The 14100-nt window shown below is 39.1% G+C and carries 10 protein-coding genes and 1 tRNA gene; 4 read left to right on the top strand and 7 right to left on the bottom strand.

The window, feature by feature from the left end:
* Positions 1 to 276 precede the first annotated feature (276 nt).
* Both tkt and htpG read left to right on the top strand, forming a co-directional pair.
* Positions 277 to 2277 (top strand): transketolase, encoded by a 2001-nt coding sequence (tkt, locus tag A6A20_RS09270; protein WP_279573165.1) that lies wholly within the window; start codon positions 277 to 279, stop codon positions 2275 to 2277.
* Between the two features lie 248 nt (positions 2278 to 2525).
* Positions 2526 to 4409, top strand: coding sequence for a molecular chaperone HtpG (gene htpG, locus A6A20_RS09265; RefSeq protein WP_279573164.1), 1884 nt, complete (start codon positions 2526 to 2528; stop codon positions 4407 to 4409).
* Between the two features lie 636 nt (positions 4410 to 5045).
* Here the strand turns inward: htpG and A6A20_RS09260 are convergent.
* The 7 genes from A6A20_RS09260 to folA all read right to left on the bottom strand — a co-directional run bounded on the left by A6A20_RS09260 (position 5046) and on the right by folA (position 11039).
* Positions 5046 to 5122 (bottom strand) — tRNA-Asp (locus A6A20_RS09260).
* A 273-nt stretch (positions 5123 to 5395) separates the two neighbouring features.
* On the bottom strand, positions 5396 to 6727 hold the full coding sequence (locus A6A20_RS09255; protein WP_279573163.1) for a GntP family permease: 1332 nt from the start codon (positions 6725 to 6727) through the stop codon (positions 5396 to 5398).
* A gap of 11 nt (positions 6728 to 6738) precedes the next feature.
* A complete protein-coding gene (locus tag A6A20_RS09250; protein WP_279573162.1) occupies positions 6739 to 7500 on the bottom strand; it encodes a 3-hydroxybutyrate dehydrogenase in 762 nt (253 codons plus the stop codon).
* 88 nt (positions 7501 to 7588) lie between these two features.
* Entirely contained in the window at positions 7589 to 8767 is a 1179-nt protein-coding gene (locus A6A20_RS09245) for an acetyl-CoA C-acetyltransferase (protein WP_279573161.1), read from the bottom strand.
* Positions 8768 to 8777: 10 nt separating this feature from the next.
* Positions 8778 to 9443 carry a 3-oxoacid CoA-transferase subunit B gene (locus tag A6A20_RS09240; protein WP_279573160.1) on the bottom strand — a complete coding sequence of 222 codons (666 nt, stop codon included), beginning with the start codon at positions 9441 to 9443 and terminating at the stop codon, positions 8778 to 8780.
* Between the two features lie 13 nt (positions 9444 to 9456).
* On the bottom strand, positions 9457 to 10107 hold the full coding sequence (gene atoD / locus A6A20_RS09235; protein WP_279573159.1) for an acetate CoA-transferase subunit alpha: 651 nt from the start codon (positions 10105 to 10107) through the stop codon (positions 9457 to 9459).
* Between the two features lie 446 nt (positions 10108 to 10553).
* Positions 10554 to 11039, bottom strand: a complete 486-nt coding sequence (gene folA, locus A6A20_RS09230) for a type 3 dihydrofolate reductase (protein WP_279573158.1) — start codon at positions 11037 to 11039, stop codon at positions 10554 to 10556.
* Between the two features lie 165 nt (positions 11040 to 11204).
* On the opposite strand from folA, the gene proB reads away from it, so the two are divergent.
* Together proB and A6A20_RS09220 are read left to right on the top strand one after the other, a co-directional pair.
* Positions 11205 to 12317, top strand: a complete 1113-nt coding sequence (proB, locus tag A6A20_RS09225; protein ID WP_279573157.1) for a glutamate 5-kinase — start codon at positions 11205 to 11207, stop codon at positions 12315 to 12317.
* Positions 12318 to 12498: 181 nt separating this feature from the next.
* Complete coding sequence (locus A6A20_RS09220) at positions 12499 to 14097, top strand: ABC transporter substrate-binding protein (RefSeq protein ID WP_279573156.1); 1599 nt, start codon at positions 12499 to 12501, stop codon at positions 14095 to 14097.
* The last annotated feature ends 3 nt before the right edge of the window (positions 14098 to 14100 follow it).

Here is a 14100-nt window from a genome sequence, read left to right as displayed (position 1 = left end):
AGTTTTAAGTAATGAGGTGTAAGGGAAAAGTATGATAGATTTTTACTCTGCAAAACATAATACTTTTAAAGGCTAAATAGAATTTGATAGCCCCACAGTAATAAATTGGTTATTGCAACAAAGACGTTCATCAACGGAAGGAAAATAGTGGGTAAGTAAAAATCACACCATCAACAGGCAAAACAAATTACATTAATCGCAGTACATTATCTCCTAAATAGTGTACAATCAAAGAAATTTTTGACACATCATCATATTTCTTTATAAGGAGTTAATATGGCTAACCGTAAAGTGTTGGCGAATGCAATTCGCTTTTTAAGTATGGACGCAGTACAAAAGGCAAAATCTGGACACCCCGGTGCACCAATGGGAATGGCGGATATTGCCGAAGTATTATGGCGTGATTTTCTCAAACATAATCCAACCAATCCACAATGGGCTGATCGTGACCGCTTTGTGTTATCTAATGGACACGGTTCAATGTTAATTTATAGTTTATTGCATTTGACAGGCTATGATCTTTCCATTGAAGATTTAAAACAATTCCGTCAATTACATTCTAAAACACCGGGACACCCTGAATACGGCTATGCCCCCGGCGTAGAAACCACTACAGGTCCTTTAGGACAAGGGATTACCAATGCGGTGGGTATGGCGATTGCGGAAAAAACCTTAGCTGCTCAATTTAACCGTAGCGGACATGATATTGTTGATCACTATACTTATGTTTTCCTTGGCGATGGTTGCTTAATGGAAGGCGTTTCCCACGAGGCTTGTTCATTAGCTGGAACTCTAGGTTTGGGGAAATTAATTGCCTTCTATGATGACAATAATATTTCCATTGATGGACATGTGGACGGTTGGTTTACTGATGATACGCAAAAACGTTTTGAGGCTTATGGTTGGCAAGTGATCCCAGCCATTGATGGACATAATCCAGAGCAAATAGCTCAAGCGGTTAAACAGGCTCAAGCTGAAAAAGACAAACCAACCTTAATTATTTGTAAAACCATTATTGGCTATGGTTCGCCAAATAAACAAAACTCGCACGATTGCCACGGTGCACCATTAGGTGATGCAGAAATTGCCGCAGCACGTGAATATTTAGGTTGGCAATATGCCCCATTTGAAATTCCTGATGATATTTATGCTCAATGGGACGCGAAACAACAAGGTCAAGCTGCAGAACAAGCTTGGCAACAAAAATTCGCTGCTTATGAACAGGCTTATCCTGAATTAGCTGCTGAATTTAAACGCCGTATTAGTGGTGAATTACCAGCAAATTGGGCGGATCATTCTCAAGCCTTTATTGAAAAATTACAAGCGAATCCTGCGGCGATTGCTAGCCGTAAAGCCTCTCAAAATGCCATTGAGGCTTATGCCCCAGTTTTACCTGAATTTTTAGGCGGTTCTGCGGACTTAGCGGGGTCTAACTTAACCCTATGGTCTGGTTCAAGACCACTGCGTGCTACGGAAAATGTTGATGGTAACTACATTAATTACGGTGTACGTGAATTTGGTATGTCTGCCATTATGAATGGTATTGCTTTACATGGTGGCTTTATTCCTTACGGTGCAACCTTCTTAATGTTCTATGAATACGCTCATAATGCAGTGCGTATGGCGGCATTAATGAAACAACGTGTCCTCTTTGTTTACACCCACGATTCCATTGGTTTAGGCGAAGACGGTCCAACTCATCAACCTGTAGAACAAACAGCATCATTACGCTTAATACCAAATTTAGACACTTGGCGTCCTTGCGATCAAGTAGAGTCAGCCATTGCATGGCAACAGGCGGTTGAGCGTAAAGCTGGTCCAAGTGCGTTAATTTTCACTCGCCAAAATTTGGCTCAACAACAGCGTGATAGCCAACAGCTTGTTGATGTGGCTCGTGGGGGTTATATCTTAAAAGATTGTGCTGAGGGCAAACCTGAATTGATTTTAATCGCCACAGGTTCAGAAGTGGAATTAGCCGTAAAAGCCTTTGAGCAATTAACCGCTGAAGGCAAAAAAGTGCGTGTAGTTTCTTTACCTTGTACCAATGTATTTGATCGTCAAGATGAAAACTATAAGCAACAGGTATTACCAAAAGAAGTAACCAAACGTATCGCTATTGAGGCTGGTATTACCGATGCGTGGTATAAATACGTTGGCTTTGAGGGACGTGTGATTGGTATGCATAGCTTTGGCGAATCCGCCCCAGCCGATGAGTTATTCAAACTGTTCGGCTTTACCGTAGAAAACGTGGTGGCAACCGCTAAAGAAATTTTGTAATTTCTGACCGCACTTATTAAATAAATTCTTGATCTGTTACTTAATTTGAGTAACAGATCATTTTTTTATCGTCTCTTTAATTTGAAATAGGATAAGTAGGTATTATGCCGAACACAACAGTAAGGCGTGCCAACGCTGTATTATTTTAAAGTGGAATGACTATACAACAACTATCCTTGAAATTTCATTTTTTATGCCTATATAGGCTAGGTATTCTTTTATTTATAATCAACATATAGGATAAAACAATGAGTCAAAATCAAGAAACAAGAGGCTTTCAATCGGAAGTCAAACAATTACTACAATTAATGATCCATTCTCTTTATTCCAACAAAGAGATTTTTTTACGCGAATTAATTTCTAACGCCTCTGATGCCGCAGATAAATTACGTTTTAAAGCCCTTTCAGCCCCAGAACTTTATGAAGGTGATGGCGATTTAAAAGTGCGTATTAGTGCTGATGAACAAAAAGGCACATTAACCATTAGTGATAATGGTATTGGTATGACGCGTGAGCAAATCATTGATAACTTAGGTACCATTGCCAAATCGGGAACTAAAGAGTTTTTATCCTCCCTCGGCAGTGATCAAGCAAAAGATAGCCAATTAATCGGTCAATTTGGGGTAGGTTTTTATTCTGCTTTTATTGTAGCGGACAAAGTTACCGTAAAAAGCCGCGCCGCTGGCGAACCAGCTGATAAAGGTGTCCTTTGGGAATCCGCAGGCGAAGGGGAGTACAGTGTCGCCGATATTGAAAAACCACAACGTGGTACTGAAATTACCTTACATTTGCGTGAGGACGAAAAAGAATTTTTAAACGACTGGCGTTTACGCGAAATTATCAGCAAATATTCCGATCATATTGGTTTACCGGTAGAAATTCTGACTAAAGAATATGATGATGAAGGCAAAGAAACAGGTGTTAAATGGGAAAAAATTAACAAAGCCCAAGCCTTGTGGACAAGAGCTAAAAGCGATATTTCTGATGAAGAATATAAAGAATTTTATAAACATTTAACCCATGATTTCAGCGATCCTTTATTATGGGCACATAATAAAGTTGAGGGAAAACAAGAATATACCAGCCTACTCTATGTCCCAAGCAAAGCCCCTTGGGATTTATTTAATCGTGAACATAAACATGGTTTAAAACTCTATGTACAGCGTGTGTTTATTATGGACGATGCCGAGCAATTTATGCCGAATTATTTACGCTTTATGCGAGGTTTAATTGACAGCAATGATTTACCGCTAAATGTTTCAAGAGAAATCTTACAAGATAATAAAGTAACCGCCGCTTTACGCAAGGCCTTAACCAAACGTTCATTGCAAATGCTAGAAAAATTGGCGAAAGATGATGAACAAAAATACCAAGAATTTTGGCAACAATTCGGTTTAGTGTTAAAAGAAGGTCCAGCGGAAGATTTTGCTAACAAAGAAGAAATCGCTAAATTACTGCGTTTTGCCTCAACGCATCAGGATAGTTCAGAACAAAAGGTTTCCTTACAAGATTATGTAAGCCGTATGCCAGAGGGACAAAAAGCAATCTACTACATTACCGCAGATAGCTATATTGCCGCCAAAAACTCACCGCACTTAGAGATTTTTAACAAAAAAGGCATTGAGGTCTTATTATTATCCGATCGCATTGATGAATGGATGTTAAGTTATCTAACCGAATTTGACGGTAAACCATTACAAACCATTAGCAAAGCGGACTTAGATTTGGGGGATTTAGCGGACAAAGAACAAGAAGAAAACCAAAAAGAGCAAGATAAAACTTTTGCCAGCTTTATTGAGCGTGTGAAAAACCTATTAGGTGATCGAGTGAAAGATGTACGTTTAACTCATCGCTTAACGGATACGCCTGCTGTGGTTTCTACTGATAATGATCAAATGACCACACAAATGGCAAAACTTTTTGCTGCCGCAGGGCAAAGCGTCCCAGAGGTAAAATACACCTTTGAATTAAACCCAGACCACCCAATGGTACAAAAAGTTGCAGATATTGCCGATGAACAACAATTCGTAGAATGGATTGAATTATTATTAGAGCAATCTATGTTGGCAGAACGAGGCAGTTTAGAAAATCCAATTGCCTTTATTAAGCGAGTTAATAAGTTACTTGGCTAAAAGTAATTAATAAAGGTAAACATGCCCCACTTTCCAATATCTTGTTAAGTGGGGTATTTTTTCCTGAGTTAAGTGCGGTTGGTTTTGATATTTTTTATAGTCGCTCCACTTTAAAATAATACGGTGTTGGAACGCCTCGCCGTACTCTTTGGACTGTCTTCGGCGTGCCGCCTTGTCTTATTTTAAATTGAAATGACTATATTTTCCCAATATTCTTAATATTTGCAACCCTTCCCCCTTAAAAATCCCCTGATTGATCTGCCCCAAAAGTTGGACTAAACCACCAACCAATTAAGGCACAGATTTTTATGACAAAATATAGCCGAGCATTGAAACAAATTAGACATACGATGAAGCAAGCCAATACAGCATTCCAACCAAGGCAGACAATATGCGATGATAGTTTATAAAAACGAAATGTTATTTTGACAAGGTTTTTAAAAATTTTGATCTGCTTGAAACAACATTGCATGAGTAGATATATTATACAATAATAAGCCTGTTCAATCTAAATTAAATGGCTTGGGCCTTTTAGTTTATAGAGCTCAGTCATTAATGAAATGAACCCAACCAAATCACACAAGAGATTTTTAAGGAGAAAATTAAGACTTTCAGGAAAATTATTAGGGGCTAAATTGGCGGAATGGACGGGACTCGAACCCGCGACCCCCTGCGTGACAGGCAGGTATTCTAACCAGCTGAACTACCACTCCGCATAAAGAAGTTGATAATCAACATTGACTATCTCGTTGAAATTCCGATGCATAGTAATCTTTCTTCTTATTGTTGTCAATGGTTTTATTGGTAATGTGTTTTGATTGCCGATTTAATCAGCATAATCTTTAAGCCAGTAATTTATAGTTGTTCTACTTTAAAATATAGGGCGTTGGTGGTATGCCTTGTCTTGTTTTAAATTGAAACGACTATAATAAAAAGCCCAAGATTTTTTCAATTAATCTTGGGCTCTGTATTTTTATGATGGTTACTTAGTAAATGCCAAACAAGTTATACAAGATAATCACGACAATAGTGGCAATAATAGGTAATACAAAAGAGGTTACCGCAATTTCTAAATAAGAATCTTTGTGGGTCATTTGAGTATTACTTAATAGGGTTAATACTGCACCATTATGTGGCATGGTATCTAATCCCCCAGAGGAGAGTGAGGCAATACGATGCAACACTTCAGGGGAAATGTGCATTTGTTTAGCAATGGCGAGATATTTTTCCCCTAAAGCCTCTAAGGCAATTCCCATACCACCAGAGGCAGAGCCCGTTGCTCCCGCTAAAATATTGACGGCAATAGAAAGAGAAACTAATGGTCCACCGGGGATATTGAGGATCATGGTGGTGAGCAAGTCAAAACCGGGTACCATTCTTACTACACTACCAAAACCGACAGCAGCGGCAGTATTAATAATTGCCCCTACTGCTCCATTTGCCCCTTTACCGATAGCGGGAATAAATTTATCTCGTTGCTTTAAACTTAATAATCCCACGAGAATAATGCCTGAAAGTAAGGCAATGACAATATTTTTAGGATCATCATTTTTTAATCCAATCAATGGTGGGATAAAATTAAGTACCACAATCACCGCAATTAGGGGTAACAATGCGACGAATGGACTTGGTAGTTTTTCCTGTTGCGGCGAGGTGGCTTGTTCAATGACCGCAGGTTCGGTAAAAAATTCGCCATTGGCAGCATATTTTTTGCGTCGCATTTCAAGATAAGCCACGCCACCAAAGAATAAAATAGCAGAGGCAATAATACCCATCATTGGGGCAGCCATAGCATCAGTACCAAAATAGGCGGTAGGGATTAGGTTTTGGATTTGTGGCGAACCCGGTAAGGCGGTCATAGTAAAAGTAAACGCACCGCAGGCAATGGTGCCGGGGATTAATCGTCTGCTAATATTTGCCTCTTTAAAGACAGCAAGGGCAAGTGGATAAATAGCAAAAACAACCACAAATAAACTTACTCCGCCATAGGTTAATAATGCACAACCCAGTACGATTGAGGCAATAGCACTTTTAGTGCCTAACATTCTAGTAAGCCAAGCCGCAATGGATTTTGCCCCACCACTGACGTCCATTAAGTTACCAAAAATAGCACTTAATAAGAAAGCAGGAAACCAAGCCTTAACGAAATTGACTAAACCGCTCATATAGCTGTCTAGATAGGCATCAAGTACATTTAAATCGCCCGTAAATGCCACAATCGCTGCACAAATAGGGGCGATCCAAACAATGGAATAGCCTCGGAAGGCTAATACCATTAATAATACGATACCGATAAAAATACCAATTAAACTTAGCATAAGCTCACTCCTTAGCCCGCAGTCCAGCCACCATCAATGGATAAACAAGCACCAGAAATAGAAGATGCCGCATCAGAACATAAAAACTTCACAAACTCCCCAATTTCTGCCGGTTCAATCAGGCGTTTTACGGCGGCTTTTTGTAACATAATTTTGCTAATCACGTCTTGTTCAGAGATGCCATGATGATTGGCTTGATCGGCAATTTGTTTATCAACTAATGGCGTTCTTACATAAGCAGGGCAAATTGAATTAACGGTTATCCCATAAGCACCGCCCTCTAACGCTGCGGTTTTGGTTAAACCGGATAAACCATGTTTAGCGGAAACATAAGCAGATTTGAAATCAGAAGCCACCAAACCATGAATAGAATTCAAATTAATAATTCTCCCCCATTGATTTTTTGCCATATATGACCAACAATATTTAGTTAATAAGAAAGGAGCGGTTAGCATAAGATTAATCATAAAATCCCATTTGTCTTCAGGAAAATGCTCAATAGGTGAAACAGTCTGAATGCCTGCTACATTAACCAGTATGTCCACGCCAGCAAATTTTTTATTGGCAAAATCTACCGCACTTTTGCAACCTTCACGTTGTGATAAATCCGCTACCACATAACTTGCTTGTAGTTGATCCGCTTGCTGTTTTAGTAAACTTTCATTCACATCAACCATTACCACATCAGCCCCAGCCTGAGCTAATGTTTGACTAATGGCTAAACCAATACCACTTGCAGCCCCTGTTACCAATGCGACTTTATTTTTTAACATAAGTTTTCTCCTTCCAGATTAATAGGGTACATTTTTACTGCCTCGTACCTTGCGTGATTAAAGGAAAAACATTTTTCCTTTTTATTGTTTAAATACGTTCTACTACCATTGCAATACCCTGACCACCGCCAATACATAGGGTTGCTAAGCCAAGGGTTTTATCTCTTGCTTGTAAAGCGTGCAATAATGTGACTAAAATTCTTGCCCCACTGGCTCCCACAGGGTGTCCTAATGCAATTGCACCGCCATTAACGTTTACCTTATCTAAATCAAAATGAAGTTCACGCCCTACTGCCAAAAATTGAGCGGCAAAAGCCTCATTTGCCTCAATAAGATCCAAATCCTGTACCGTCAAACCAGCATTTGCTAATGCCTTTTGCGAAGCAGGAACAGGTCCGAGTCCCATTAATTCAGGGGCAACGCCAGCGCTGGCATAGCTACGAATCCGAGCTAAAATAGGTAACCCAAGATCTTTTGCCGTTTGTTCTTCCACAATCACTAAAGCCGCAGCGCCGTCATTAATGCCCGAGGCATTTCCTGCCGTTACTGATCCTGCTTGAGCAAATGCAGGGCGTAAGGCTGATAATTTTTCTAATGTTGTTCCTGCTTTAGGGTATTCATCTGTGACAAAAAGGAGCTCTTGCTTTTTATGCTTAATATTGACAGGAACAATCTCCGCCTTAAAAGCCCCGCTTTCTATTGCGGCAATGGATTTTTGTTGTGAAGCTAAAGCAATTTCATCTTGTTGTTGACGGCTAATGCCATATTTTTTCGCTACATTTTCTGCAGTAATTCCCATATGATAGCCATGTTCTGCACAGGTTAAAGCATCAAGCAACATCACATCACCTAACTGTCCCGCACCAAGACGATAACCCCAACGCGCCTTATCCAACAAATAAGGGGCTTGGCTCATATTTTCCATGCCCCCCGCAATAATGATCTTGGCATCACCGGCTTTAATGGCTTGTGCTGCGGCTGCAACGGCTTTCAAACCAGAGCCACACACTTTATTTAGCGTATAAGCCGTTACTTGTTGATCAATCCCACTACGCAACAAGGCTTGACGAGCAGGATTTTGTTTTTGTCCTGCTTGTAATACTTGCCCCATAATGACTTCATCAATCAATGTTGCCTCAAGATCTGCTCGCTCAATAGCAGCTTTGATCGCAATAGAACCTAACTCTACGGCATTAACATTGGCTAAACTCCCATTAAAGCTAGCAATAGGGGTACGCACAGCACTGGCAATCACAACATTTTTCATCGCTTTTCTCCTATAAACCTTTTTGACTAATCTGCATAGGTTTAAAATCACTTGCCACAATAAACTCCGCTTCTGTGGCGGCTTGAATAGTAGCAAGATCAACATTTGGTGCGTGTTCTTTTAACACCAATTTTCCCTCAATAAATTCAAATACCGCCAATTCAGTAACAATCATATCCACCGCATTAACCGCCGTAAGTGGTAATTGGCATTTTTTTAAAATTTTAGCTGCACCTGATTTAGCACAATGCTCCATACCAATAATTACCTTACGCGCCCCTGTTACCAAATCCATCGCGCCCCCCATACCCGGCACCATCTTGCCCGGAATCATCCAGTTAGCGAGATTAGCTTCTTGATCCACTTCCAAACCGCCCAATACACAAGCATCAACATGCCCACCACGAATTAAAGCAAAGGAAAAAGCACTATCAAAAAAAGCCCCACCAGCTTGAATAGAGCAAGGTTGCCCCCCAGCATTAACAATATTAGGATTTGCCTGATTGGGCTCAAAAGCGGATAACCCGAGAAAACCATTTTCAGATTGCAGCGTAATATTGACATCATCAGGAATATAATTAGCCACCATTGTTGGCAAACCAATCCCCAAATTTACGACATCACCATCGTAAAACTCCATAGCGATACGGCGAGCGATCAATTCTTTTGCGTTCATTCTTCTTCTCCCCTTAATTATGCGTAATAATATGATCAACCAAAGTCGCTGGTGTCATAATTTGATTTGAATCTAATTCACCCACTTTGACGACTTTATCCACCTCAGCAATCACCGTTTTGCCCGCTAATGCCATAATCGGATTAAAGTTTCTTGCGGCACCGTCATAAATTAAATTCCCCGTTTCATCGGCAAGATAGGCTTTTAAAATAGCAAGATCCGCTTTTAACGGTAATTCCAGTAAATAATCTCTCCCATCAACATGAATTTTTTGTTTGCCTTGTTCCACCACAGTACCAATACCAGTTGGGGTAAGAATACCGCCTAAACCCGCTCCACCAGCCCGAATACGTTCAGCAAACGTCCCTTGTGGCACAAGCTCAACTTCAATTTCATCCGCAATCATTTTTTTACCTGTTTCAGGGTTTGTACCAATATGCGAGGCAATTACTTTTTTCACACGATTATTTACAATTAAAGGCCCAACCCCCGTATCCACCAAAGCGGTATCACTACAAATGAGGGTAATATCCTTTGTCCCCGCCGTTAAAATGGTTTGCACAATATGTGAGGGAGTACCAATCCCCATAAAACCACCCGACATAATGGTCATACCATCAAAAAGATATTGTTGAATTTCACTGATAGGAATAATTTTTGACATAGTTTCCTCCATATAAACTATTTTTATAATAAAATTTATTTATAAAATAGTTTTCTATTTGTTTTATCAAAAGGGAACACTATTGTTATGCTTATAAAGCAGCATAGAAGCATAATGTAGTTATTATAGAAACTGTTATTTCTATTGAGTTATAGACTAACAAGAAAAAAATAAAAAAAGAAATATGGATTTTTTAGATAGGTATAAATTTTCCTTATAGATAAAAAGATGGGAATAGGATAATCATTTATCAGTATTTTATATAAATAAAAGGGTAAGGAGATTTTTTAGAATTAATTTTTATAAAAAAGAAATGATAGTGATAGTCGTTACATTTTGAAATAATACAGCATTGGTACAATTTATCTTATTTCAAATTAAAATGACTAATAAAAACTACCCCAAAAATCAACCGCACTTCATCAATCTACCCAACCTAAAACCACTTATTTACAACGCTCAAGAATTAAAAAGCGTAAATCATAAGCATTTTGTTCATCAGCTGGGCGGTATTGTTCTGACTGAATATGCCATTGTGTCCAATCAAGTTCAGGGAAAAAGGTGTCGCCAGCTAACTCAGTTTGTATTATTGTGAGATAAAGGCGATCAACCTTATCTATATATTGCTCAAATAATTGCCCGCCGCCGATTAACATGATTTCAGAGTAATCTTTGGTTAAAGCAAGAGCGGTTTCCATATCTTGCACCACTTGAATATCTTGATGCTGAAATTCTGAACGAGATAACACAATATTTGGACGTTTAGGTAAGGCTCTACCAATGGATTCAAAGGTTTTACGTCCCATAATAACGGGTTTACCAAGGGTATGTTGTCTAAACCAAGCAAGATCGGCAGGTAGATGCCAAGGCATTTGGTTATCTTTACCGATAACCCGATTTTGGGTCATTGCCACGATCATACTTAATGTCATTATGTTATCCTTACTTGGGTATCAAATTGGTTAAAGAGTGAAATTATACCCCTTTTCATTGGAAAAAAAACGCTAAACCAACAAAGTGCGGTTAAATTTTTTATTTTTTTATGCTAAGTTATCTCTTTTTGATTTTCGCCCTGTTACTGGATAAGGATAATGTCTATGTTAAGCCATTCAACAAGCAAAACCATTGTGGTTAAATTTGGTACAAGCACCTTAACCCAAGGTTCGCCTCATTTAAATTTGCCACAAATGCTTGATTTTGTGCGTCAATTTGCTCAGTTGCACCAACAAGGTATGCGTATTGTTATTGTTACCTCTGGGGCTATTGCCGCTGGGCGAGATTATCTTGGGCAGCCAAATTTACCGCCGACTATTGCATCAAAGCAATTATTAGCCGCCGTAGGGCAAAGCCAGCTTATTCAAACTTGGGAAAAATTATTTGCCATTTATGGTATTCATATTGGGCAACTTTTGCTGACAAGGGCGGATATTGAGGATCGTGAGCGTTTTTTAAATGCAAGAGATACTTTGCGTGCCTTGTTGGATAATCAAATTATTCCTGTGATTAATGAAAATGATGCGGTGGTAACCAATGAAATTAAAGTGGGCGATAATGATAATTTATCGGCATTAGTGGCTATTTTGGTGCAAGCGGATCAATTATATTTATTAACGGATCAACAGGGGTTATTTGATGCTGATCCACGCAAAAATGCTAATGCGAAATTAATTTCGCAGGTAGAAAAAATTGATGTTCAAATCCGTACCATGGCTGGCGGAAGTGGCACAACATTGGGAACGGGCGGTATGAGTACCAAAGTGAATGCTGCTGATGTGGCGACACGTTCTGGGATTGAAACCATTATTGTGCAGGGCAATAAACCGAATGTGATCCTAGAGCTTGCTCATAATATTGCTCATGGCACAAAATTTATGGCACAAACCGATCCCTTAGAAAGCCGTAAACAATGGTTATTTGCTGCCCCGTCCGCTGGGGTTATTGTGGTAGATCAGGGAGCTGAACAGGCAATTTTATGCCAAGGAAAATCTTTATTACCCGCAGGAATTGTACAAGTAGAGGGTAATTTTTCTCGTGGGGAAGTGTTGCGTATCCGTACACAAGCGGGTAAGGACATTGCTCTGGGTATGTGTCGTTATAATAGCGATGCCTTATCATTAATTAAGGGCAAGCAATCACAACAGATTGAGCAAATTTTAGGCTATGAATATGGTGCAGTCGCTATTCATCGTGATGATATGATTATCCATTAAAGCCAAAAAGTGCGGTCATTTTTTTGAAAATTTTTAAAATATAGATTTTCTGTTAAATAAAATTTAATTTTTATGGCTTTTTTGCCATGATAATTTTTGAAATGGTTGTTTTAGTCTTAAATAACTTGTAAAACTAGGGCTAATTCAATCTTACATGATGATTTATAAAATAGAGGTATCTATGAAGTGGGGCTATAAATATTCTTTTTCATTATTGGCATTATGCTGTTCCGTTGGTGCATTGGCTGCACCTAAAACCTTGGTTTATTGTTCAGAGGCATCGCCCTCTTATTTTAATCCACAGCTGGCGAGCGATACCGTAAGCATTGATGCCTCAGGGCAACAAGTATTTAATCGTTTATTGGATTTTAAACAAGGTTCAACAGAATTAGTGCCTTCTTTAGCAGAACGTTGGGAAGTGTCGGAGGACGGTAAAACCTATACCTTTTATTTACGCCAAGGGGTAAAATTCCATAGTAATAAAGATTTTCGTCCAAGTCGTGATTTTAATGCTGATGATGTGTTATTTTCCTTTTATCGTCAGCTTGATCCAAACCACCCTTATCATCAGGTATCGGGTGGCTCTTATCAGTATTTTGTGGGTATGGGTATGCAAAATATTATTGATAAGATTGAGAAATTGGACAATTACAAGGTGCAATTTCAGTTAAAAGTGCCTAATGCAGTCTTTTTATCCAATTTAGCTATGGACTTTGCTTCCATTTTATCCGCTGAATATGCCGATAAAATGGCACAAGCAGGCACAAAAGAAAAAGTGGATAATTTTCCTATTGGTACAGGGCCTTTTGAGTTTGTCAGTTATCAAAAAGATTCCTTAATTCGCTTTAAAGCCTTTGAACAATATTGGCAAGGCAGAACCCCAATAGATCGCCTTGTCTTTACTATTACCCCAGATCCTTCGGTGCGTTATGCAAAATTAGAACGAGGCGAATGTCATATTATGACCTCGCCAAATCCAATGGATCTGGATAAAATTCGTGCCAATGAGCAAATTAATTTATTAAGCCAAGCAGGCTTAAATATTGGCTATGTAAATTTTAATGTGCAAAAACCGCCTTTTGATAATATTAAAGTACGCCAAGCCTTAAATTATGCGGTCAATAAACAAGCGATTATTACCTCGGTTTATCAAAATACGGCACAAATTGCTAAAAACCCTATGCCACCAACGATTTGGGGCTATAACGATAATGTTCAAGATTATGAATATAATCCTGTTAAAGCCAAGCAATTATTACAAGAGGCAGGATTTGCTGACGGTTTTGAAACGGAGCTTTGGGCAATGCCTGTTTCACGTCCTTATAATCCTAATGCACGCCGTATGGCAGAATTGATCCAAAATGATTGGGAACAAATTGGTGTGAAAACTAAGATTGTCAGTTATGAATGGGGCGAATATTTAAAACGTATGCGTGATGGCGAGCATAGCGTAGGTATGATGGGTTGGATCGGCGACAATGGCGATCCAGATAATTTCTTAAATATTCTGTTAAGTTGTGCCTCGGTGCAACAAGGCTCTAACTACGCCAAATTCTGTTATCAACCTTTTGATCAATTAGTGGTAAAAGCGGCACAAATTACCGATCAAGCAGAACGTGCAAAACTCTATGAACAAGCACAAGTGATTGTCAAAGAGCAAGCACCTTGGATTACCATTGCTCATTCTACGGTTTATGAACCTGTTTCCAAAAAGGTATTGAATTATCAATTAAGTCCATTTGATTTGCATCCATTCTATGGTGTGGACTTAGCGGATTAATGG

Source organism: Volucribacter amazonae, assembly GCF_029783845.1.
Classification (GTDB): domain Bacteria; phylum Pseudomonadota; class Gammaproteobacteria; order Enterobacterales; family Pasteurellaceae; genus Volucribacter; species Volucribacter amazonae.
This window is presented reverse-complemented; position numbering and strand designations above follow the sequence as displayed.